Here is a 21,739-nt window from a genome sequence, read left to right as displayed (position 1 = left end):
TTTGGAATGAAAATCTTTTCTAACCTTCGAGTCATTGGGTGTCTGAGTTTGATTTTTCTGAACTTTTCTTGTGCTGTTCAGAAAAATACAACCCTATTGTCTATTGCCAAAGAAAGCTATTGTATTCCTCCCCAGAATACCACTGATTTTAGGTATGGTATTACCAACAATGCTGATTCAGTGCTGAAAGCCAATACTGCCCTCAAACCTAAGTTTTCAGAGGCAAGTATTCTTATCATGAATGCGTTAAGAATTAATGATGAGGTTCATGAAATTGTCAATAAGCCCAACAAAAAAAGCCTCGAATCGATGGTTCGTTTAAATACGCTTAAACAACAAATTGATAATCGAGTGTGGATAGCGAATTCTGAAATAGATGCGCTTAGCGCTGAGCTTGATTGCGAAGGTGAGCGGATTGACCAAATTGCCAATTTTGTGGATAATGCCAATTCGAGTAAAACCACCAAGTTTACGGTTGCATCTATCGTAATTGGTGCTGTATCGAGTATTGCTACCGTGTTAATTTCGAATGAATCACTGAACAATGGCGTAGCGATTGGAGCAGGTGTGTTAGGAGCAAGTCTTGGATTTGCGACTTTAAATCCAAAGGGGAAAAAGGTCGAAATTAATACTAGTCGAAATTTATTACGTAATGTTTGGCTGAATCAAAACGAGCATGAAATATCGTCATTTGTATGGTATATGCTTACTGAACCAAAGTTTAGTAATTCAGGCAAAACAACCTTATTACAGAACACAAAGGAAAGGTGGTTGATGTACCAATTTGACGAGAACATGACTAAAGCTAACCAATCCGTGAATTTTTCAAAAGGGGGTATTTACTTTGCGGATGACCTCCATGCACGAAGCCAGATGATTAATCAGTTTCAGTCAGTAGTACGTTCGATAAAACAAAATATCAATCTTTTTCTTGCAGAACTTAATACTGCTTTTGATTAAATTTCAGCGATTATGACATCAAAGAGGTTTTCATTTTCGGGAGAACTCAAAATAATTGGAGTGAATCCATATCTAGAAATTCCACAAGAAATATTGGAATCTATTTTTGAACTTGCAAAAAAAGATAAAGGGCCAATTCCCGTTTGTGGAACAGTAAATCAACAGGAGTTTCGACAAACTTTAGTAAAATATGATGGTGAATGGCGTTTTTACATTAATACTGTGATGTTGAAAAACTCTCCCAAAAGGATAGGAGAAATATTAGAAGTTGAGATTACATTTGATAATGAAAGCCGAGAAATAGCCATTCATCCCAATTTACAGCAAGCTTTAAATTCAAATGTTGAAGCCCTTCAAGTGTTTGAAAAACTTACACCATCGCTTCAAAAGGAAATCGTAAGATATATTGCAAACCTAAAATCAGAAGAAAGTAGAGAGAGAAATATCGCTAGAGCCATTCAGTTTTTATTAGGAAATGAACGATTTATCGGAAGAGATAAACCTTAGAAAGGGATAGTGATTTTTATTTATCTTCGTATGTTTGAAACTTATTCATAAACCCAATTTCAATTTTTCATTTTACTTCATCCGAAAGCCTATGAAATTTTTACTTTCAGTATTGCTGATGCTTGGTTCATCGGCATTATTTGCCTCAAACGAGCCAGTATCCAAAACACCCAAAACAATAGTAACTGGTGCCGACCAGACAGACCAATATTTCGACTATCTAAAAGGTAAAAGAATTGGAATTTTGGCAAATCCTACCACGATTATTGGCAAAAAACACTTAGTGGATAGTCTTTTATCACGTGGTATCAATATCGTAAAAGTATTCGGGCCAGAACATGGATTTAGAGGAAATGCCAGTAATGGGACAAAGGTTTCGGATGAAAAAGACGCTGCCACTGGGATTCAAATTATCTCTTTGTATGGTAAAAAACGTAAGCCTTCAAAAGAAGATTTAGCCGATGTTGACTTGATGATTTATGACATTCAGGATGTAGGCTGCCGTTTTTATACTTATATCAATGTGCTCAGAGATGTCATGGAATCTTGTGCCGAATTTGATAAAGAGCTCCTGATTCTTGACCGTCCTAATCCTAACGGATATTTGGTCGATGGTCCAATTTTGGATATGAAACTAAAATCTGGGATAGGGCAGTTTCCTGTGCCTATAGCGCATGGCATGACGATTGCAGAATTTGCTCAAATGATCAATGGAGAAGGATGGTTGCCTGAGAAAAAAATCTGTAAGCTCAAAATTGTGAAGGTTTTGAATTACAAACATGATATGGAATATGTCTTGCCTGTCAATCCATCACCAAATTTGAATACGCCACAAAGTATTTTGTTATATCCTTCAACTTGCTTGTTCGAAGGTACACGTTTGAATCATGGTCGTGGTACTTATTTTGCCTTTACTATTCTAGGTAGCCCTTTGTATAAAGGAGTTTATGATTTTTCGTATACACCAACTAGTATCAAAGGTATGAGCGAATCTCCGCTGTATATGGATGAGCTATGTTATGGAATAGATTTGCGAAAATATGATACCAAAGAATTAAGAAAAACCTGTCAAATCAACCTTAAATGGATGATAGATTTGTACAATAACTATCCCGATAAAGATAAGTTTTTTGATAGAAGTATGAGTAAGCAAATTGGAAATATCGACTATTTGATAGGTGTTGCTGATTTTAAAAACCAATTAAGAGAAGGAAAATCGGAAAAAGAAATCAGAGCCTCGTGGGAACCTGGACTAAGCGATTACAAAAAAATGAGAAAGAAGTATTTGTTGTATAAATAAAGTTAGATATGAATCACCCTGAAATGGAGTGAATAGTGATTTTGAATTTTTATTCTATCAGTAGAGATGCAATGATTGCGTCTTAAGCCGAGTCATATCGAGCGTGGTAATATCAAAAACGGGTCGAAAATTGTTTTTCGACCCCTTTTTTGATAAAACTTAAAGAATAACCCCGATTCTAAAATTCGGGATGACTAGTGTATATTAATTTTGGTATAATCTTTGAGTGGTTTGAATTGATTTTTGCTCAATCTTCATTTATTTTCTTCGAAAATACACTTCAATGGCGAATCATCACTCCAAACCGCCCCTTATCCTATTGCTAGGTCGAGATGACTGGCAAAAGGATATAAATCTGAATTATATGCTAGTGCATTATATTCAGAAAAAAGGAATAGCTATTGCTTGGGAAGACCCAATTGGAGGACCAATTTGGTGGCTTAGACACACGCTAAGTCATTTTTTTCAACTCTCAGAATTTTGGGATAAACTGATGGTTCGTGTTTTGCAAATACTGTATGCTGGTGTCAACTGGCGCTATGCTCAGCACCTCTTGCGACAATTCAGCGATGAGCAACGTCATACTGTAAATGGTCGTTGTCAACGGGTGGCGAGTCGAATAAAAGAGCTCAGTAAGAATTATGAGGTATATGTAATTTCAAGATCCTCGGGCGGGCGAGTAGCTTCGTTAATAGCAGATAGTGTTACCTTAAAACATATCATTTGTTTGGGATACCCCTTTCAGAATCCTGAGAATGGGATAGAACCTGAGCGATACACACACCTACCGGAGCTAAGTACGCCATTTTTGATAATTCAAGGAAGAAATGACGTATATGGTGGGGGTGAAATTTTGAGAAAATATACATTTAACTCGAATACTTCTATATTTTTGATGGATACCGACCACGGTTTTAATATGGAAAAACAGCAATGGCAGATTTTATTCAATAAAATGGAAGAAGTTTTACCAAAAGATCAGGTCAAAACCTCTCTTAGTTTTGACCTGATTTCTACTACTTCATTTGTGTCCAGCTAATTGCATTCTCGATAAGTTTAACGAAGTTTTCATTTTTCCAAGCTACCTCATTATGTCCCAGTGAGGTGTAAAATGTTTTGCCTTTTCCAATACTTTTACACCATGCTAATGGATGGTCTTTTCCCATACCAAAATTTTTGTCGGAAGCCAATATGGGCATTGAACCGTTAGTGTCAATTTTATCTCCACCCATAAAATAGATGATATTAAAGCCTTTAACACGAGGATTTTCAAAGAATACATACCATTCATCTGCATGCTTCCAGCTAGTTGGTAATCCATTACTCACAGTACTATCTGCTTTGCTATCTTTTTGAATTTCAGCTGTTTGGAACTGTTGTGCAAGGGCATGATGCGAAAATTTGGCACCTAATAAATTTTGCTCATACCAATCCCAGTGGTGTGAGTCGTCGCCAGCACCATGAATTCCAATCAAGCCTCCGCCATTTTCGACGTATTGTTCCAAGGCTCTTTTTTGTTCATCATTAATTACTTCACCTGTCGAATTGTCGAAAATTACGGTACTAAATTTTGCGAGTTGCTCAGGATTAAAAACACCACCCTCTTCGGTTTCATACATAAACCAGTGATTTTTTTGAGCTAATTGCTTCAGGACTAACTTAGAAGCATCTATGGACGCCGAATGTCTAAAACCAGTGGTTTTCGAAAAGACTAATATTGCTTTTTGATTATTGGGAAAATCAATAGTAGGTTTATCGGTTTCGTATGATACAGGAAAGCCATTTTTGACTTTATAAATAAAAAGTCCCATCGCTGTTCCAAGTAAAATAACAATCGTGAGTAATGTCCAACCGATTATTTTGAAAGCTTTTTTCATGGTGAAATTTTCTTAGTTAAATGTTTTGTTTAAGTAAATATAGGTATTATTATTTTATTGTCCCAAACAGGGACAATAAAATAATTCAAATATCTCCACAAAAATGTTTTTATTTCATCTGTTAGCCCTTAAATTACCATCCATTTTTCTTGTACATACAACTAAATGATAAACTAAAACTCATGAAAACTTCAACGTATATTTTGTCTGTACTTCTTGCATGTTTTGCTATCTCGATTTATGCTCAAGTAACTCCACATAAAAGTGCTAATACCAACACATCTTTAGACCAAAAGGCGATTAAAGACCTACTTGTGAAAGCCTATAAATGGCAAGAATCAAATACTTCGCAGGTAGATTTTGAGCCTATAAGTGACAAAAAGGAAGAGCATTTTATAGGGTTAGACCACAAAATTCACCAGAAAAGAATGGCATCATTGCAAAATACGGGCTACTTCTCCACAGAATTTCTTCAAAATTATGATGCAATAGCAAAAGGAATCGACACTCAACTGAAATCGAAAAAAGAAGAATGGATGGTCGGAGATATGTCTCCTTTTGGTGAAGATGCAAATCCTTGGTGTCGTTGTCAGGATTACCCTAGCGATAATCCATGGGATAAAATCGTCTTGAAGAAAGTGGATATAGCTCCAACGAATGCCACAGTATGGTGGACTTGGGGAGACAAGACTTTTTCAAAAGGATTTGCCTATAAAGTACGATTAATAAAAGAAAATGGTAAGTGGAAAATTAGTTATTTACAAGGATTTGACAAAGATGTATTCTTGAAAAAGTAGTCTGAAGACCAATTAGTTTTAGAAGAAAATATTTTTCAATTACTGTACAAATTATTGTATATTAATGGTTTAATTCATGGTTGCTGTTTAAACCTCTTTAAAAATGGCAAAAAATAAAACCCAAGAAACCGAAAAAAGTGTTTACCAATTTCTGGATGAATTTGTGGATACTGAAACCAAAAGAGAAGAAAGTAAAATACTCATCAATTTGATGTCGGAAGTATCAGGTTTCGAGGCCAAAATGTGGGGGCCAAGCATCATTGGTTTTGGTACCTATCATTATATATACGATAGTGGGCGAGAAGGCGATGCACCAATCATTGCATTTTCACCACGAAAAGCTGCCTTTTCTCTGTATATTTTTCGTGGCAATAAAGAAGAATCTACTCTATTGCCACGATTAGGAAAATACAAAATGGAAAAGGGTTGTATTTATGTGAAAAAAATCGCTGATATTGATTTAAGCATATTATCCGAAATTTTGAAAAATACAATCAGATTAACCTTAGAGCAATATCCACCTCAAACAGATCTAACTTAAAGTGATGAGTTTTAGCTTTGCCTTTGAATCCAAATATTACTTTTGAGGGTAATCACAACTCATCACTCACAATTCTACATTAATCTTTACCTTCCATATTTCTGCAATAAATAGGTTCGGATAGGTTTATCTACATACTTCATGATGATATACGCGAACAGTATCAATGCCAACATTGAGAAAATGACCACTAAGACAATCTCACTGGTATTGGGTTTTGTTTTGGTTAAATATTCTGCAAAAAACCAGTTTGTCCAATAGTGACACATATAGAGAGGGTAGGAGATTTCACCCGATAACTTTGCAACCTTTTGAGTAGCCTTGTAGTTAATAGTTCCAGCGCCAAGTGATACTAATAAGGGTGAATAGAATAGAACAACCAATAATTCAGAAACCCAATATTTCCCAACATAAGGCATCATCATCATGCACAATAGCATAATACTAAGACCAATAAATCCAATTTTATTTTGAATAATCCACTGCTTTCTTTGTATTAAAATACCTATTATAAACGAATAACCAAGACGTGCTAAACCATCCCAAAAGGTAGTTCCTCCCCAGCCACCTGTTAGTGTGCCTTTGGAATAAGCTGTATAGGCGATAAATAGCGTAGCAAAAAATAGTACTATTTTTAGTGCCGTAACGGACAATTTATGCAAAATAGTCGCATAAAGAATATTGGCGATATATTCCCAAAAAAGTGACCAAGAAGGCGCATTTAATCCAAATAAATTCAGTAGTCTGTCAGCCATAGTGGGCATTGGAATAAGCAATAATGACGTGACAGAAAGCAAAATAATTTGTGTAACTGAATACTTGCTTGTATCAAAAGATGCGGGTGCCCAAAACCAGAAAATGATTCCTAATAGCGAACCAATCACTACTAATGGGTGAAGACGGATAAGGCGTAATTTAAAAAATTGCCCTAAACTCATTTGTTGGATTCTGTCATCATAGGCATAACTAATAACAAAGCCAGAGAGACAGAAAAAGAAATCTACGGCTAGAAAACCGTGTCCAATAAAATTTTTGCTAGAGTCAGGAAATAGCCATTCTGAAAAGTGAAAAACTACGACTCCTATCGCGGCAATTCCTCGAAGTCCATCGAGAACTTCAAAATGATTTTTGGTACTTAGCGGTGTACTAGTTGTGGTTTGTGTGATCATTGATTTATAGAAAAATTGAAATGTTGATACAAGAACGTACAGATAGTAGGCTTCTTTGTGGGGATTTGTAGGTTTTTGAAACGATTTGAAAAAGAATTAAATTGAATCGACAAGAATTGTCTCATAATGCTAGAATTACGAGAAACAATTCTTGTCGATAAACTACTAAACTTGATTAAATACAAATGGTGCTTGTCTTGAGAATTCTTTAGAGAAAAGCTGTGTTACAACAAATTTTGCCAAGCTTTTCGCACTAATTTTGTTTCCAGTACAATCCTTCAAATCTGTATGGACAAGTACATTTTCCTCTGTTAATTCAATCAAAGGAAGACGAATCAGTGTCCAGTCTACCGTCGAGTTGACCAGTAAATCATATTCAATTTGTTTGTTGGCCGTTGAGATTGGGAAATTTTGTTTCATCCACTGAGTACCAAATTGTGTTTGCTCACTTTTTTGATCGCTCGGCGTATCAACATTTAGTCCTGTCGTTACGATATATCTCAGAATCCCTTCTTGTTGCATAGCACTTAAAATATGCTGTGTCGATTGAGCAAAAATCGTGGGTTCGCTAGGTGGAGTACCCATGCCCAACATACTTACCACGTGAGTACATCCTTTCAGTAAACGATTAATGGCGTCTATATCGGTCACATCACCTAACACGATTTCTACCCCAGCAGGAATTTGACCCACTTTTTGTGGATTTCGTACTAATGCTTTTACTTGAAAATGATTCGAAAAAAGTTCTTGGAGAAGATAAGAGCCTGATTTGCCTGTTCCGCCGATAACAGCGATTTTATAAGAAGATGTCATGATTTTTCTGATTTTATATACAACAAAAAACTGTCACAACATGAAGTATGTTGCGAGGAGGAGAACCAAGTCGTGCAAGGTTCGATTGTTGGTATGTAAATCAGCGTTTAATAGGTCAAAATTATTATTTTCTTGCTTAAATACTGTATATTAGGTAAAGAATCTGATTGTTTTATTGATAATTGTTAAATAAAATGATTTTGAGAAAGATTGAATAGGTTGGTGACATAAGCAAAAAAATGATTTTTGACTATATTCCCATCGAAATCCTTATGCACAATTAAGACTATGGTTTTGCTAGAATTTCCTCCATCGCCCATTTTGAAGGAATTTGTCCGCACTTTCCGAATTGTAGATTTTGTTTTTTCAGCAAATCAAGCTATTCCCTACAAACCTTATCCTCCCAAACCTGAACACTGTTTGAGTTTCTATCCTCGAGATACCGAAACGGTAAAGTATGCTGTTTCTGGTAAGACCGAATCAAAACTTAAGTCTGTGGTATTTGGTCAGCAAACAGAAGTTACACATCGCTATGTTGGTCAAGATTTTTTGGTTTTTCAGGTAGTTTTTCGCCCTGGAGCATTGTATCGTCTAACAGGAATTCCGTCTTTCGAACTCAACAACTCCTACATTGACGCTGAGGCTATTTTTCCCTTTTGTATCAAAGAAGTCAATTTGCGGTTACAGGAGGCACAGAATTATACCAATATGGTAACGATTGTAGAATCGTTTCTGATGGGTTTGTTAACCAAGAAAGTTAAGCCAAGTCATGGTTTGGATATGATTACCAATCATATATTAAATCAATCAACCGTCGTAGATATTGACTGGCTGGCGCATGAATCATGTTTGAGCACACGTCAATTTGAACGTAAATTCATGGAAAGAATGGGCGTTTCTGCCAAATACTATAACTCGCTGATTCGGTTTGAAAATGCGTTTCGTATGAAAAATAAATACCCACAATTAGATTGGCTTACAATTGCTGTTCAATGCGGGTATTATGATTACCAACACCTATCAAAGACCTACCAAAAGTTGACTTTAAAGTCGCCAACAGAATTTCATTTGTTGGACTTAAATTCACCTGAAAGAAGCTTTGGACAGGCAGATACTTACTAAGAAAAATGTCGTTTTTTTACCACTAGATTGCATTTTCAGCCTTGCAAATTTGTGTTATAACTTTTACCCCAACAACTATGCAACGCAGAAATTTTCTTTCAACAGCAGCAGTTTTTGGCACTACTTTGACGCAGGTAAGTGCTGAAACGAAGCTAGCGCCAACAGCGCCATTTGTGATTCGTTCTGGCGAGAGCCGTTTTCAGGAAAGCACCCAAGTTGGGCTTAGTCCCAATAATATCAAGGTCTCATCGAAAGATACTAGTGGGCAGCTTACTGTATTTGAGTACATTGGAAGAGAAAAAGGTGGACCTCCTCTACATATTCACCCCAATCAGGATGAAATATTTTTTATTGTAGAAGGAGAATATCTTTTTCAGGTAGGAAAGGAGCAATATAGATTAAAAGCAGGAGATACAATATTTTTGCCGAGGAATATTCCTCATGCTTTTGCGCAAACTTCTTCAGCAGGAAAGCTATTTTTTATGTTTCAACCCTCTGGAAAAATGGAAGACTTTTTTCGTGCTTTAGGTGCGCTTAAAACCCAACCAACTCCAGAGGAAGGAGCACGGATATTTGCTGCATACGATATGCAGGTGGTAGGACCACCATTACAGTTTTGATTTTTTGTAGAAATACGAGGGATTATTTTTAATATGAATTTTACTGGTAGAGACGCAATCATTGCGTCTCTACTGCTAGAATACAAATTTTTACATAATCACTCATTCGCTCAATCACTAAATCGCTAAATTCGGGATGACTCATGTTTGATACGTAAACACAGGATAATACATCTTTATGTATGATTTACTTCTCCATAATCACCTTTCTATGTTCGATACCCCATAGATGTAACTCTTCAACCACCCTTTGTAGCGACTGCCCGTGTGGCGTGATAGAATACTCAACTGTCGGTGGATAGGTATCTATGGCAGTTCGAGTAATTAAAGTATTCGTTTCAAGACTTTTGAGCTCGTTGGACAATACTTTATCTGAAATACCCTTCACTTCTTTGGCAATTTGATTAAACCTTTTAGGTTCAGCCCCTAAGGCAAACAAGATTAATAACTTCCATTTGCCTTGCAAGGTTTCTAAGGTATCCTTGATAGAAAGTATATTTTTGGGACAATCAATGCCGTTTATCATCGTCTTTGAGTTTATGATTCGTTTTACTTTCTTCGAGGTAAGTGCTTACCTCGAAGAAAGTATCCCTGTGTTGTAAAAGTTAAGTGGGTAGTTTTGGCAAAAATAAATTTACAACCATGACAACACACAAACAAAATTCTAGGTTCAAAACATTATCCGCTTGGGTACTGCAATTTCTTTTGGCATTGTGCCTTACCTATGGAGGCATCATGAAATTAATAACTCCGATTGACCAACTAGCCTTGATGTGGCCATGGGTTGCACAAGTGCCTAATCTTGTAGTTTGGGGAACAGCTCTATTAGATTTACTTGGAGCGATAGGTATCATATTGCCGAGTCTTCTGAACATAAAACCTTATTTTAGTCGATGGGCTGCCTATGGTATCCTTGGGTTAATGCTTTCTGCAATTGTATTTCATCTGGTGCGTGGTGAGACTGAGGTTCTGGGTTTTAATATCTTTATGATTGTTTTGACTTTAATATTACTCCGACTTTGGAAGGCAGACTAATGTCTGTTAAATCTTCTTTGACTGACCCAATTTCGTAACAAAAACTAGTAAATTTGATATTCTTAACCTTTAATCATTTTTACTATGTTACAATCAATCTTAAAAACTGGCGATACTACATTACTCCATTCCACGCTAGCATCAAATCCTGAGTTGGCAAATAGTGGAGTTCCACTAGATGACAAAACCCCTGCTTTGGCACATCCCTTGCACCGAATTGCTGACTGGGTATTTACGAAGGATATTCCTGAAGAAAAAGGAATCGAGCTAGCTAGTATTTTACTTGATTTTGGAGCAAATATTGACGGTCAAGATTTGAAAATTCTTCAAGATACTCCCCTAATTGCTGCGGCTAGTCTTTACGCTAATCAACTTGGGAAGTATTACCTTAGTAAAGGTGCTAATTTACGCCATCAAGGATGTTTTGGCGGAACTGCCTTACACTGGGCAGCTTGGTGTGGTGGTGTTGAATTGCTGGATGCATTGTTACAAAAAGATCTTGATTTGAATCAAAAATGTATTGAGTTTACCTCAACCCCACTCTTTTGGGCAGTTCATGGGACTTATCAAGATAAAAATATGGAGAGAAGTGCTCATTTGAAATGTATTGAATTATTAGTAAATGCTGGGGCAGATAAAAATATTCCTAATTTAGAAGGTTATACCATCTTTGATTTGGCAGAAGGTGATGATGAGGTTTTTAGAATACTAAATCATCAGAATTAAACTAACAATTAAGGTGATTTTGATACTGATGATAATTATTTAAGTGTTTGTTTTTAAGTATTTTATCGCTTAGTTTTTTGTGCTAAATAGGTTACGACTCTATTTCGGTAAAGCAATCGGCTTGAAAAAAATAATACGTGTTTCCAGAACTTATCCGTTATCTTTGAAAAGATGTCTTGAACCCAAATAGGTATAAACGTATTAGAAATGAAAAAGATTACCGTGAGTGCCGCCGTTATGATGAGCCTATTAACCGTAGGTATATCACAACACTCAGTGGCGAAAATTGTAGAAACACAAAAAAACACTGTAGGTGATGATCCGTCTATGACTTTTCTGAGAAAACTTCAGGGAAAGTACCCTTTTGATGTAAAATTATTTAACTCACAAAGTTTAACAACTCGTCTTAAAAAATTATTGGGAAATCGTTACCAATTCATGGTAAGCACTTGGGCTGTCGAGGTTCCAATTGAAGTAAAAAACAATCTCTTTGTAGCAAATGGTTGTGAGCAACATAACTGTGGAGCTACCAATTTTATTATTGTGTATGACTTTACTAAAAATAACCTTTCAGCAGGCATTCGCGAAGGAGACAAAGTGAATACTTACTCGGAAGATGGAAGTAATTCACCAAGAGTAATGCAATGGGTTAATAATTATTAACCATGAAAAACATCAAAAGCCTCAGATTTCTCTGAGGCTTTTTTACAAAGTAAGGCTATAAAGTTAAAGTTTTATGTGTTAGACTTAAAATAAAATCCATTATTCATTTTTAAATCCTTTTCGAAAGAAGGAAATTATACTATCCTAAAAAACACCATTTGATGATTTGTTTTCGTATGGAAAACAAAAAGAGGGTAGATAAATATAATTGGGTGTTAGTTAGTTAAGGTAAAAGAAGCTTTTCAGATATTAATCGAAGTCCACATTCTTCTACAACTGAAAGTTATTACCATAAAAAATAAAATCAAAATTTTTGAGGAAAAATTTATATCACATGATTTGGTGATATTGGATGCAAATTAGTGATAATTGATGTTTTTTTTATTTAAGATAAGTAAAATCATTGACAAAAGTTAATTGTATTGCGGTATAATGTAATTTTTTATAAAAATAATTACATTTTTGAATTTTAAGGAATGTTTCTATTTATCGTTTATTTGAAGTTGAACTTCGTTTATTTTAATATGGTAGTCTGTATTTTTAAATATTCTGACGGGCGACAGCCAATGAGATTGCAAAAAGTGTTACTAAATGTAGGTATGCTACTATAGCCTACACTAATCGCAACCTCGCTAACGGGTAATTTTTCTTCCAGTAATAGTTGTAAAGATTTCAAAATTCTTAAAATCGTATAATATTGAATAAAAGTCATGCCTAATTCTGCATGAAATAACCTTGCTAAACTTCGTTGACTAAATCCAAACTTATCACATAGCTCAGGAAATGCAATTGGGTTATGTAAATTACTTGCCATAAACGCTAATATTTTTTCGAGCCTTTGGTTATTTGAAAAAGGTAAAGCCAACGGTAAATTCATCGTACTGATTTGAGGCAAAATAGCACGAATAGCCTCTGCTATGATATAATCTTCTTGCGAACTTGTCAAAATATCTCCATGCCAGCGATTCGAAAACAAGAGTAATTGGAGTAATAAATCATTGACCGCATAAATACCTATTTGTTGGAAAAAATCAATTTCCTGATTTTTGATGGGAAAATACAGATTACGCATCATGATTTCGGGTGAACTCGCATGAATACTATGTGGCACTTCGGGTGGAATCCACATATAATGTCGAGCTGGCAAAAAGTAGGTTTTGTCAGGTACCGAAATATGTACGACACCACCTTCAGTATATAGCAATTGTGCCTTTTTATGTTGATGTAGTTGAATGTCGTTTTCGCCCATAGCGTCGTGAAAACAATAGATAGAGTCTTCCACCTTATCAACTTCAGTAAGGTAATATCGTTGCGGAGTCATTTTGGCAAAAATTGATAAATAGTTGGCTTTTGTAGATATTTCTACCACAAAGATACTCGCTAATTTTGTCTTACCATATTTCAAGAAACAAAACAAACGCACAAGAAACTCTAACTATTTTTCGGAGGAACAAATCATGAATTCAGAGAGAATCCAAATTCCTACTTTGCTGGCCAAAGTAAAAACCGCACAAGAAGCTGCTGCTTTAATAGAAGATGGCATGGTTGTAGGCTCTAGTGGCTTCACACGTGCAGGCGATAGTAAGGCCGTTTTGCAAGCATTAGCCGAACGTGCCCAATCTAATCCGCTGAAGATAACCTTGCTAACGGGAGCCTCTCTGGGTCATGATACCGATGGATTATTGGCAGAATCACACGCACTATATAAGCGTATGCCCTTTCAATCTGATAACGGCTTAAGAAGTCATATCAACGATGGAGAGGTACTTTTTATAGACCAACACTTGGGAGAAACAGCGGAGTTATTACAAGCCGAAAATATTCATCCTATCGATTTGGCGGTGATTGAAGTTGCCATGATTAGAGCCGATGGACAATTGATTCCAACTACTTCGGTGGGTAATTCAGCAACTTTTGTCCAACAAGCCAAACAATTGATTATCGAAGTTAATATGGCTGTGCCAACGAGTATCGCTGGGATTCATGATATTCATATCCCTGAACGTTATCCTTTTCGTAAACCGATATTGATAGAGAAAGTCGATGACCGTATAGGGAGTATCGGTATCGAATTTGATCCTGCTAAGGTGGTGGCGGTTGTCTTTACAAACTTGTCGGATAGCGCAGCTACAATCGCTCCACCTGAAGCAAAAACGGATGCTATTGCGGCACATTTGATTGAGTTTTTTGAAAAAGAAGTCCACAAAGGCAAACTTTCCTACCATTTACTGCCGTTACAAGCAGGTATCGGCAAGGTAGCAAACGCTATTTTACAAGGTTTTGTCAATAGCCCTTTCGAGGGTCTTACGATGTATTCGGAGGTGTTACAAGATAGTACATTTGAGCTAATCGATGCAGGAAAAATGGATTTTGCCTCGGCATCTTCTATTACGGTTTCGAAGGAATGGTATCAAAAGCTTTTTATCAATTTTGAAAGATATAAAGACAAAATCCTACTTCGACCTCAGAACATTAGTAATGCAGCGGAGGTGATACGCCGATTGGGCGTTATTGCAATTAATACTGCCATCGAGTTTGATATCTACGGAAATGTAAACTCAACGCATATATACGGTACCAAAATGATGAACGGAATCGGTGGTTCAGGTGATTTTGCCAGAAATGCCTATTTAAGCATTTTTGTTTGCCAAGCTGCTTCCAAAAACGATACTATTTCGCATGTGGTACCCATGGTAGCCCATGTAGATCATACTGAGCACGATGTTGATATTTTGGTAACTGATTTTGGATTAGCAGATTTACGGGGTTTAGCTCCACGCGAACGAGCCAAAGTTATTATCGAAAACTGTGCACATCCCGATTACCGAGAGGCTTTGTTGGATTATTATACAAGAGCTTTGGAGAAAGGAGGACAAACGCCTCATTTACTTGGCGAAGCACTCAGTTGGCATGAAAGATTACAAAAAATGGGTAGAATGACCTCTGAATTAGAAAGAGTAGCATCAATCCAGTAGAAGATAGTGGTTTAGATTACTTGTTAATTGGGACAATGAGTATGAGGATGGTACGATATTGTGGTACTCATATCCCATGCCATGAGGGTAAAATAGTTTTGCACCTGTTTTTAAGAATGATATTAGTTAAAATTTATTGGTGGAGGAATTTATAAACTTTCACCCAAACATATTTTCATTTTTCACTCTCGCAATCAGGTACATTTATAGTATCTGAGTTGATTTTATGACAACGTACAAACAGCCAATTCAAGGAAAGAGTTTTTTCCTTGGAGGTTTGCTTATGCTTGCCCAAACCACTTATGGACAACATATTAGCCATACCACAAGCAATAAGGTTTCTTTAAATTTATCGGAGGCTCTGAATCGCTTGAAAGAAAACAGTCCTTATCTCTTACAAGCAAGGATTCAGACTGAAGTAGCCCACGAAAAAGTAAAGGAAGAAAAAGAAATACAGCTACCCGATTTGGATTTTCATGCTTCGTATTATCGTATGAGCAATATGGTTGAGTATCAACATGCAGACCAAGTGGTTCATTACCAGACAATTCCTGACATATATGATGCAACAGTGAATGTCAAAATGCCTCTTTATCAAGGAGGAAGAATCAAAATTGGTATTAAGCAAGCCGAAAAAAGAGTAGAAATTGCACAGCTTCAAGAGAAACAGGTTTATCGAGAAAAAGCACTAGAGGTCATACAAACCTATTTGGGGATTTGTAAGTTGGTGGCGCTTGACTCACTTTTGAAAGAAACGCTAAAAGAACAAAACGAACGACTTAATTTGGTAAGTGCTTTCAAAAAGAATGGTACAATTACTAAAGAAGAAGTCTTACAAGCAAGTCTTCAATGCTCAAATTCAACCCTCGATATTTTGACTAATGAGCGAAATACAAAAGTATTGCTCAATGATTTGAAAACTCTTTTGCAGATTCCAGAAAGAGATACTTTGTTGCTAGACACTAAGTCGGCTCTCAGCATGAATCATACAGAATTGTTGATAGATAAGCTTCAAGAAGGTGCTTTAAATCGTGAGGAGGTAAAAATAAAACAACAAGCGACTGAAATTAATGAGTTGGGATACCAATCCATCAAAGCATCGACCAAGCCAACTTTGAGTTTGTTTGGAACATTCGGGTACAACTATCCCAATTATATGTTATTCCTTTTTCCTCCACATCCATATCTGTATAGCCTTGGGAGAATTGGGATTGATATGAATTTTAGTATTTCCCACTTGTTTAAAGTCAAGACCAAATTAGCTATGGCGAAGCAATCAATTGAGCTTGCACAAGTTCAAGAAAAGATTCAAAAAGATGCCATTCAAGATGCTATGTATCGGCGATATATGGCATGGCTGGAAACTCAGGATAAGATAAAGGTTATTGAAAAAGCGATTGCACAAGCCAATGAAAACTATAGAATTCTGAAACAAAAATATTTTAATCAAATGGCATTACATACCGAATTGATGGATGCTGATACAGCTTTGTTTCGAACTCGCTATCAACTTTTGTCAGCACAAATAGATGCTGTGGCAAAATACTACGATCTTCTTTACACTTCAGGTCAACTCAACTAAATGGGCATAAGGGGTTAGTTATTAGGCTATTGAAGAAAATAACTCTCTTTTTTCTAATAACTTTCTCTTAGGCTGTTTTTTACAATGAATCAAATTAAGCCAAACGATACAAGTCGAATTTTTAATGCAGTAGTCAGTGTTTTTGCCAGCGGACTTACCCTCGGAGGTATTGCCTTAGGAGGCTGGTATATCATGTATTATCGTAATCATGAACAAACCAATGATGCTCAAATAGAGCAATATGTTACGCCAGTCATGAGTCGTGTGACAGGATATGTAAAGGCAGTTAACTATCAGGATAACAGTTTTGTACATAAAGGAGATACATTGATTCAGCTTGATGAACGTGAGTATAAGGCAAAACTAGATATGGCGTATGCTGATTTTGAAAATGCTTTAAAAAACGAAAATGTTATCACTAAAAAAGCACAAACCACGCAAAGCAATGTGGCAATACATCAGGCGCAATTGAGTGCATTGAAGGCAAAAGTTTGGGAGATGGAAAGAGAGTATCAGCGTCAGCTCAATTTGTTGAAAGAGGAGGCTACGACTGAACAGCGAGTAGAAAGTGCCAAAACTGCTTTTGAGGCGGCTCAAAGTAATTATCAGGAAATAATTGAAAAAATCCATAGCACAGAACTGATGGCAAGCGAGGCTAATTCAGTAATTCCGTTTGGCAATACCATTATTCAACAGAAAAAAGCTAGTTTGGATAATGCTAAATTATTTTATTCATACACCATTATTACAGCCCCGTATGATGGTTGGGTAGGAAAACGAACCATTCAGCCTGGACAATTAATCAAAGAAGGACAAACACTTTTGTCTGTAGTAAGTAAGGAAAAATGGATGGTTGCCAATTTTAAAGAAACCCAGATTCGTTTTCTGAAAATTGGTCAAACGGTTGAATTTAAAGCCGATGTCACGGGTGATAAAGTATGGCATGGACAAATTATCTCTTTTTCTCCCGCCTCAGGGGCTCGATTTTCATTGCTTCCTCCCGACAATTCTACAGGTAATTTTGTCAAAATTGAACAGCGAGTTCCTGTGAAAATATCTATCCAAGAAACGACAGATAACGCCTATCCTTTATTGAGAGCTGGGCTTAATGTGGAGGTCTTTGCCAAACATTAGCGGTGAAAGTACCTTATTATGAACGCTGGTTTTAGAGGTATTTTGCTTTGAACATATATTTAAAGATGAAGAAAACATCCATTTTCAAACCTTGGGTGCCTAATTGGGCTATTCAGGTGGTGCTGGTGATTTGTATGTTGCATACCATGGCTTTGCTTGGATTATACACTTCCAATATTTCTTATGCCGCCAGTTATTTTGACATTGAGCCTGAAGACTTACAGTTTAGTATGAGCCTAACCTACGGCACATTTCTGGCTACGATATTAATAGAAAGTCGACTATTCAAATATTTTCCTCCACGCAACTACCTTATTTCGATTTATCTGCTTTCGGCAGTATTATTTGTGACTTCTGCCTATACCAACGATTTTGTTGTTTTTGCCTTTCTGCGAATACTCGAAGGAATATTAATGGCATTGCCTTGGATACCATTGCGTATTTTGATGTTGTCTAGAACTAAAAGTCCTAACGCAACAATTATCGTTTTTTCGATTACCTATGGTGCTTTGTTGGCGGCAAGTCCCTTTATAGTCAATATTGCAGTTTGGTTGCTCGATGCACACGATTGGAAATACATGACATTTGGTTCTGCTATTTTCCAAATTATGGTGGCAAGCATGATATGGCTAACATTTACAGCTAATCGTTTTCATCGAAAAATACCGCTTTACAAAGTTGACTGGACCAGTTTTGTTTTGTTGACCATTGCCATTTTGACTGGGGTATATGTACTCAATTATGGCGAAAAATTGTATTGGTTTCAGTCTGAGAATATTGTTATTTGTGCCATTACTAGCTTGTTAATGAGCGCTTTGTTTATTATACGACAAATGACTTACCGACGTAGTTGTTTTGATATGCGAGTGTTTTCCTATCGAAACTTACGATTGAGTTTGCTACTTTTCATTGTTTTTTATATCTCCAGAGCTACACTGACGATATGTCACACCACCATGAGTAAGGTTTGGCAATGGGAGCCGCTCAGAGTAGCGCATGTACAGTATGTGAATCTGTTAGGCATCTTTATCGGAATGACTATTGCTGGAATGATGATGGTAAAAAAGTTGCCTACCAAACTGATTTTGATTCTAGGCTTTTTGACGATGGCTATTTACCATTGGTGGTTTACTTTTTTATTTTTACCAGATGTGGCACTTTCGCAAATGTGGATTCCTTATATGTTGCAGGGTGTTGGAGTAGGTGTATTGTTTGTGCCATTGGTGCTCAATACCGTTTCGGCTGTTCCTGCTTATTTAGCTCCGTTTGCAGGTGCAATCGGTGTGGCAGGGAGATTTTGGGGCACGAATATTGGTTTTTGTTTAGTTCAAAATTTTCAAGTGTATTTTATCAATAAACATCGGTATATTTTTCTAGAAAAACTGTTGCCCGAAAATCCAACCACAACAGGAATCGTGAGCACCATCCAAGAATCATTTGTTCAAAAAGGTTATGACCTTGCACCAGCCGCCACTTTGGCCATGAAGAAAGTCAATGCAGGAGTGCAGACCCAGTCTTTTTTATTGGGAAATATGGAGCTTTTTACCGTATGGGGCTACGGCTTATTCTTGGTAGCGTTGTATATTGCTTTTAACAAGCACCTCCGTTTTTCCTTTAATTTGCTGAAAAATAAATACTTTTCTTAGAAGTTCTTATGGAGTGAGTTAGTGATTGAGTAGTTGAGTGATTGTTTTTAATCAATGCTTCATGATTAAGCATTATCCTATCAAAAAAAGCGGTCGAAAAATCAATTTTCGACCGCTTTTTAATGAAAATACTTGAAGGAAAATCCTTATTCTGAGATAAGTCTATATTCTATGTGTCCGAAATCAGAAATCTCAAATCTGAAATTCATAGCACATTCTTAACTCCGCACTCAAAAGCTTATCTTCTAAATTTGTTTTTTCTTCGTTGGTTATTAGAAGATTTATCAAATTCGGCAATCTGATCTGCGGCTTGTTTTTTAGGATTTGCCAATAATTTTTCTGCTAAATCAGGGCGTTTGAGTTTAATCAAACGTTGCTTAATCCAAGTCTTGATTTCTGGTTTGTACCAGAAGAAATATTTGTTTTGTGCTAATTTTTCTTCTCTTGTTTTAGCCGTAGCAATTGGCTGTAAAGTATAAGGGTGTACGCCAGAATAGTAAATCACCTCAGCTACTGTCATTGGGGTTGGTGTAAAATCCTGAACTTGTTCTAGTTGGAAGCCTAAGTCTTTGGTTTCTGCCGCCAAATTAGCCATATCTACCTCCTCACAACCAGGGTGCGACGAGATAAAGTATGGAATCAATGGTTGATTCATGCCGTGTTTAGTCTGAATTTCATCATATTTCTCCTTAAACTTTCTGAAATATTTGAAAGAAGGTTTACGCATGATTTTCAAGGTGTTGTCAGAAGTATGCTCTGGCGCTACCTTCAAACGACCCGACACGTGACGTGTAATCAATTGTTCCATGTATTCATCATGGTTTCCGTCTTGATTGTTTTTGTTGAAATCATCAACCAATAAATCATAACGAACTCCAGAACCTACGAATGCTTTTTTGATTTTCGGATGCTCATCTACCTTTTTGTACAATTGCGTCAAAGGCTTATGAGAAGTATCCAAGTTTGAGCAAATAACAGGGTGAATACAGCTCGGACTCTGACATCTGGCACAAATCGACTCATCTTTACCTTTCATGCGGTACATGTTGGCTGATGGTCCGCCTAGGTCAGAGATATAACCCTTAAATTCAGGATGTTGTGCAATTTGCTCAACTTCCTTCATAATAGAGGTTTCACTTCTTGAAGCAATAAACTTACCTTGGTGTGCCGAAATAGTACAAAAGCTACATCCTCCAAAACAGCCACGGTGCATATTCAAGGAGAATTTAATCATCTCGTAGGCAGGAATAGTACCTCTCTTTTTGTATTTCGGGTGCGGTAGACGAGTGTATGGCAAATCAAAAGATTTATCCATTTCGGTCTCCTCCATTGTCTTAAAAGGAGGATTGATTACCAATGTTTTTTTACCTACTTGTTGAGTAATACGATTGGCTTGCCACTTATTTGACTCAACTTCTACAATTTTGAAATTGGAAGCATATTTAATTTTGTCTTTCAAACAAACCTCGTGACTTGCCAATTCAACCGTTTCCCATCCATTAAATTCTTGTAAAGGCTCATTTGATGGCTGTAAATAGGCAATTTGGTTCACGTTTTTGATAGTATTCATTGGAATACCCTGCTTAACCAATCGCAATAATTCCCTGAGAGGTTGTTCTCCCATGCCATAAACCAACAAATCTGCCCCAGAATCCTCTAAGATCGTTGGCATCAATCTGTCTTGCCAATAGTCATAGTGTGTGACACGACGCAAAGAAGCCTCAATACCCCCAATCAATACGGGTACATCTGGGTATAATTCTTTCAGGATTTTGGTATAAACTGTTGTGGCATAGTCTGGACGATAGCCAGCTTCACCACCTGGGGTATAGGAGTCATTGGAGCGCAAACGCTTGTTGGCGGTATAGTGATTCACCATTGAATCCATACAGCCAGCCGTTACGCCAAAGAAATATTTTGGACGACCAAATTTTTTAAAATCTCTTAAATCATCTTTCCAGTTGGGTTGTGCCACAACTGCTACTCTAAAGCCCTCGCTTTCGATAATACGGCCGATTACGGCAGTACCAAAAGCAGGGTGATCTACGTAGGCATCTCCCGAAATCAATACTACGTCTACATCGTCCCAGCCACGTTTTTCAATCTCTTTTTTGGTAAGAGGCAACCAGTCGGTAATCGGTCTTTCTAACATAATGCAAAATTACGCAAAAAATGCGTGTGTCGTAGCTCAATCAAGAGATACGGGCTAACAAGTGGTATGAATGTTTTAAATGGTGCAAAAAAATCTGCACAGCAGCATACAGTGGTGATA

At 36.8% G+C, this 21,739-nt stretch carries 21 protein-coding genes; 15 read left to right on the top strand and 6 right to left on the bottom strand.

Annotated elements, in window-relative coordinates:
• Positions 1-6: 6 nt before the first annotated feature.
• From QM481_RS04875 to QM481_RS04860, 4 genes are all read left to right on the top strand, one after another.
• A complete protein-coding gene (locus QM481_RS04875; RefSeq protein ID WP_283380856.1) occupies positions 7-960 on the top strand; it encodes a hypothetical protein in 954 nt (317 codons plus the stop codon).
• 60 nt (positions 961-1,020) lie between these two features.
• Positions 1,021-1,467, top strand: coding sequence for a YdeI/OmpD-associated family protein (locus tag QM481_RS04870; RefSeq protein ID WP_283380855.1), 447 nt, complete (start codon positions 1,021-1,023; stop codon positions 1,465-1,467).
• 91 nt (positions 1,468-1,558) lie between these two features.
• Positions 1,559-2,767, top strand: a complete 1,209-nt coding sequence (locus QM481_RS04865) for an exo-beta-N-acetylmuramidase NamZ family protein (RefSeq protein WP_283380854.1) — start codon at positions 1,559-1,561, stop codon at positions 2,765-2,767.
• A gap of 283 nt (positions 2,768-3,050) precedes the next feature.
• Positions 3,051-3,806 (top strand): alpha/beta family hydrolase, encoded by a 756-nt coding sequence (locus QM481_RS04860; protein WP_283380853.1) that lies wholly within the window; start codon positions 3,051-3,053, stop codon positions 3,804-3,806.
• Here the strand turns inward: QM481_RS04860 and QM481_RS04855 are convergent.
• A complete protein-coding gene (locus QM481_RS04855) occupies positions 3,784-4,644 on the bottom strand; it encodes a ThuA domain-containing protein (RefSeq protein ID WP_283380852.1) in 861 nt (286 codons plus the stop codon). The genes QM481_RS04860 and QM481_RS04855 overlap by 23 nt on opposite strands.
• Before the next feature lie 182 nt (positions 4,645-4,826).
• On the opposite strand from QM481_RS04855, the gene QM481_RS04850 reads away from it, so the two are divergent.
• Complete coding sequence (locus tag QM481_RS04850) at positions 4,827-5,441, top strand: YqhG/Tai3 family protein (RefSeq protein ID WP_283380851.1); 615 nt, start codon at positions 4,827-4,829, stop codon at positions 5,439-5,441.
• A gap of 103 nt (positions 5,442-5,544) precedes the next feature.
• On the top strand, positions 5,545-5,982 hold the full coding sequence (locus QM481_RS04845; protein ID WP_283380850.1) for a DUF1801 domain-containing protein: 438 nt from the start codon (positions 5,545-5,547) through the stop codon (positions 5,980-5,982).
• 86 nt (positions 5,983-6,068) lie between these two features.
• Here QM481_RS04845 and QM481_RS04840 read toward each other — a convergent pair whose 3' ends face one another.
• Complete coding sequence (locus QM481_RS04840) at positions 6,069-7,151, bottom strand: acyltransferase family protein (protein WP_283380849.1); 1,083 nt, start codon at positions 7,149-7,151, stop codon at positions 6,069-6,071.
• 165 nt (positions 7,152-7,316) lie between these two features.
• Positions 7,317-7,964 (bottom strand): NAD(P)-dependent oxidoreductase, encoded by a 648-nt coding sequence (locus QM481_RS04835; RefSeq protein WP_283380848.1) that lies wholly within the window; start codon positions 7,962-7,964, stop codon positions 7,317-7,319.
• A gap of 288 nt (positions 7,965-8,252) precedes the next feature.
• Here QM481_RS04835 and QM481_RS04830 point away from each other — a divergent pair, with 288 nt between their 5' ends.
• Positions 8,253-9,086, top strand: a complete 834-nt coding sequence (locus tag QM481_RS04830; RefSeq protein ID WP_283380847.1) for a helix-turn-helix domain-containing protein — start codon at positions 8,253-8,255, stop codon at positions 9,084-9,086.
• A gap of 77 nt (positions 9,087-9,163) precedes the next feature.
• Positions 9,164-9,706 carry a cupin domain-containing protein gene (locus QM481_RS04825; protein ID WP_283380846.1) on the top strand — a complete coding sequence of 181 codons (543 nt, stop codon included), beginning with the start codon at positions 9,164-9,166 and terminating at the stop codon, positions 9,704-9,706.
• Between the two features lie 187 nt (positions 9,707-9,893).
• On the opposite strand, the gene QM481_RS04820 is transcribed toward QM481_RS04825, so the two are convergent.
• Entirely contained in the window at positions 9,894-10,232 is a 339-nt protein-coding gene (locus QM481_RS04820) for a winged helix-turn-helix transcriptional regulator (protein WP_283380845.1), read from the bottom strand.
• A gap of 116 nt (positions 10,233-10,348) precedes the next feature.
• Here QM481_RS04820 and QM481_RS04815 point away from each other — a divergent pair, with 116 nt between their 5' ends.
• From QM481_RS04815 to QM481_RS04805, 3 genes are all read left to right on the top strand, one after another.
• The gene (locus QM481_RS04815) at positions 10,349-10,741 is read left to right on the top strand and encodes a DoxX family protein (RefSeq protein WP_283380844.1); all 393 of its coding nucleotides are present in this window, start codon (positions 10,349-10,351) and stop codon (positions 10,739-10,741) included.
• A gap of 84 nt (positions 10,742-10,825) precedes the next feature.
• Positions 10,826-11,467, top strand: a complete 642-nt coding sequence (locus QM481_RS04810) for an ankyrin repeat domain-containing protein (RefSeq protein ID WP_283380843.1) — start codon at positions 10,826-10,828, stop codon at positions 11,465-11,467.
• Between the two features lie 207 nt (positions 11,468-11,674).
• On the top strand, positions 11,675-12,130 hold the full coding sequence (locus QM481_RS04805; protein WP_283380842.1) for an Ivy family c-type lysozyme inhibitor: 456 nt from the start codon (positions 11,675-11,677) through the stop codon (positions 12,128-12,130).
• A gap of 514 nt (positions 12,131-12,644) precedes the next feature.
• On the opposite strand, the gene QM481_RS04800 is transcribed toward QM481_RS04805, so the two are convergent.
• Positions 12,645-13,499: a helix-turn-helix domain-containing protein gene (locus tag QM481_RS04800; protein WP_283380841.1), complete on the bottom strand. Its 855-nt coding sequence runs from the start codon at positions 13,497-13,499 to the stop codon at positions 12,645-12,647.
• 88 nt (positions 13,500-13,587) lie between these two features.
• Between QM481_RS04800 and scpC the strand changes: the two genes are divergently transcribed.
• The 4 genes from scpC to QM481_RS04780 all read left to right on the top strand — a co-directional run bounded on the left by scpC (position 13,588) and on the right by QM481_RS04780 (position 19,467).
• On the top strand, positions 13,588-15,105 hold the full coding sequence (gene scpC / locus QM481_RS04795; protein WP_283380840.1) for a succinyl-CoA:acetate CoA-transferase ScpC: 1,518 nt from the start codon (positions 13,588-13,590) through the stop codon (positions 15,103-15,105).
• 226 nt (positions 15,106-15,331) lie between these two features.
• Positions 15,332-16,687: a TolC family protein gene (locus tag QM481_RS04790; protein WP_283380839.1), complete on the top strand. Its 1,356-nt coding sequence runs from the start codon at positions 15,332-15,334 to the stop codon at positions 16,685-16,687.
• Between the two features lie 84 nt (positions 16,688-16,771).
• On the top strand, positions 16,772-17,821 hold the full coding sequence (locus tag QM481_RS04785) for an HlyD family secretion protein (RefSeq protein ID WP_283380838.1): 1,050 nt from the start codon (positions 16,772-16,774) through the stop codon (positions 17,819-17,821).
• Positions 17,822-17,886: 65 nt separating this feature from the next.
• On the top strand, positions 17,887-19,467 hold the full coding sequence (locus QM481_RS04780) for an efflux MFS transporter permease (RefSeq protein ID WP_283380837.1): 1,581 nt from the start codon (positions 17,887-17,889) through the stop codon (positions 19,465-19,467).
• A 238-nt stretch (positions 19,468-19,705) separates the two neighbouring features.
• On the opposite strand, the gene QM481_RS04775 is transcribed toward QM481_RS04780, so the two are convergent.
• A complete protein-coding gene (locus QM481_RS04775) occupies positions 19,706-21,619 on the bottom strand; it encodes a YgiQ family radical SAM protein (protein WP_283380836.1) in 1,914 nt (637 codons plus the stop codon).
• Positions 21,620-21,739 lie beyond the last annotated feature (120 nt).

This window comes from Flectobacillus rivi (genome assembly GCF_030056655.1).
GTDB lineage: Bacteria > Bacteroidota > Bacteroidia > Cytophagales > Spirosomataceae > Flectobacillus > Flectobacillus rivi.
Note: the sequence above shows the minus strand (reverse complement) of the source record. Positions and strands in the feature narration are given on the sequence as shown.

Excerpts from the sequence above, each read along its gene's own strand:
- QM481_RS04820 (WP_283380845.1), bottom strand. The coding sequence starts at position 10,232 with ATGATAAACGGCATTGATTGTCCCAAAAATATACTTTCTATCAAGGAT.
- QM481_RS04850 (WP_283380851.1), top strand. The coding sequence starts at position 4,827 with ATGAAAACTTCAACGTATATTTTGTCTGTACTTCTTGCATGTTTTGCT.
- QM481_RS04775 (WP_283380836.1), bottom strand. The coding sequence starts at position 21,619 with ATGTTAGAAAGACCGATTACCGACTGGTTGCCTCTTACCAAAAAAGAG.
- QM481_RS04845 (WP_283380850.1), top strand. The coding sequence starts at position 5,545 with ATGGCAAAAAATAAAACCCAAGAAACCGAAAAAAGTGTTTACCAATTT.
- QM481_RS04825 (WP_283380846.1), top strand. The coding sequence starts at position 9,164 with ATGCAACGCAGAAATTTTCTTTCAACAGCAGCAGTTTTTGGCACTACT.
- QM481_RS04815 (WP_283380844.1), top strand. The coding sequence starts at position 10,349 with ATGACAACACACAAACAAAATTCTAGGTTCAAAACATTATCCGCTTGG.
- QM481_RS04810 (WP_283380843.1), top strand. The coding sequence starts at position 10,826 with ATGTTACAATCAATCTTAAAAACTGGCGATACTACATTACTCCATTCC.
- QM481_RS04840 (WP_283380849.1), bottom strand. The coding sequence starts at position 7,151 with ATGATCACACAAACCACAACTAGTACACCGCTAAGTACCAAAAATCAT.
- QM481_RS04780 (WP_283380837.1), top strand. The coding sequence starts at position 17,887 with ATGAAGAAAACATCCATTTTCAAACCTTGGGTGCCTAATTGGGCTATT.
- QM481_RS04785 (WP_283380838.1), top strand. The coding sequence starts at position 16,772 with ATGAATCAAATTAAGCCAAACGATACAAGTCGAATTTTTAATGCAGTA.
- QM481_RS04830 (WP_283380847.1), top strand. The coding sequence starts at position 8,253 with ATGGTTTTGCTAGAATTTCCTCCATCGCCCATTTTGAAGGAATTTGTC.
- QM481_RS04855 (WP_283380852.1), bottom strand. The coding sequence starts at position 4,644 with ATGAAAAAAGCTTTCAAAATAATCGGTTGGACATTACTCACGATTGTT.
- QM481_RS04835 (WP_283380848.1), bottom strand. The coding sequence starts at position 7,964 with ATGACATCTTCTTATAAAATCGCTGTTATCGGCGGAACAGGCAAATCA.
- QM481_RS04805 (WP_283380842.1), top strand. The coding sequence starts at position 11,675 with ATGAAAAAGATTACCGTGAGTGCCGCCGTTATGATGAGCCTATTAACC.
- QM481_RS04875 (WP_283380856.1), top strand. The coding sequence starts at position 7 with ATGAAAATCTTTTCTAACCTTCGAGTCATTGGGTGTCTGAGTTTGATT.
- QM481_RS04860 (WP_283380853.1), top strand. The coding sequence starts at position 3,051 with ATGGCGAATCATCACTCCAAACCGCCCCTTATCCTATTGCTAGGTCGA.
- QM481_RS04790 (WP_283380839.1), top strand. The coding sequence starts at position 15,332 with ATGACAACGTACAAACAGCCAATTCAAGGAAAGAGTTTTTTCCTTGGA.
- scpC (WP_283380840.1), top strand. The coding sequence starts at position 13,588 with ATGAATTCAGAGAGAATCCAAATTCCTACTTTGCTGGCCAAAGTAAAA.
- QM481_RS04865 (WP_283380854.1), top strand. The coding sequence starts at position 1,559 with ATGAAATTTTTACTTTCAGTATTGCTGATGCTTGGTTCATCGGCATTA.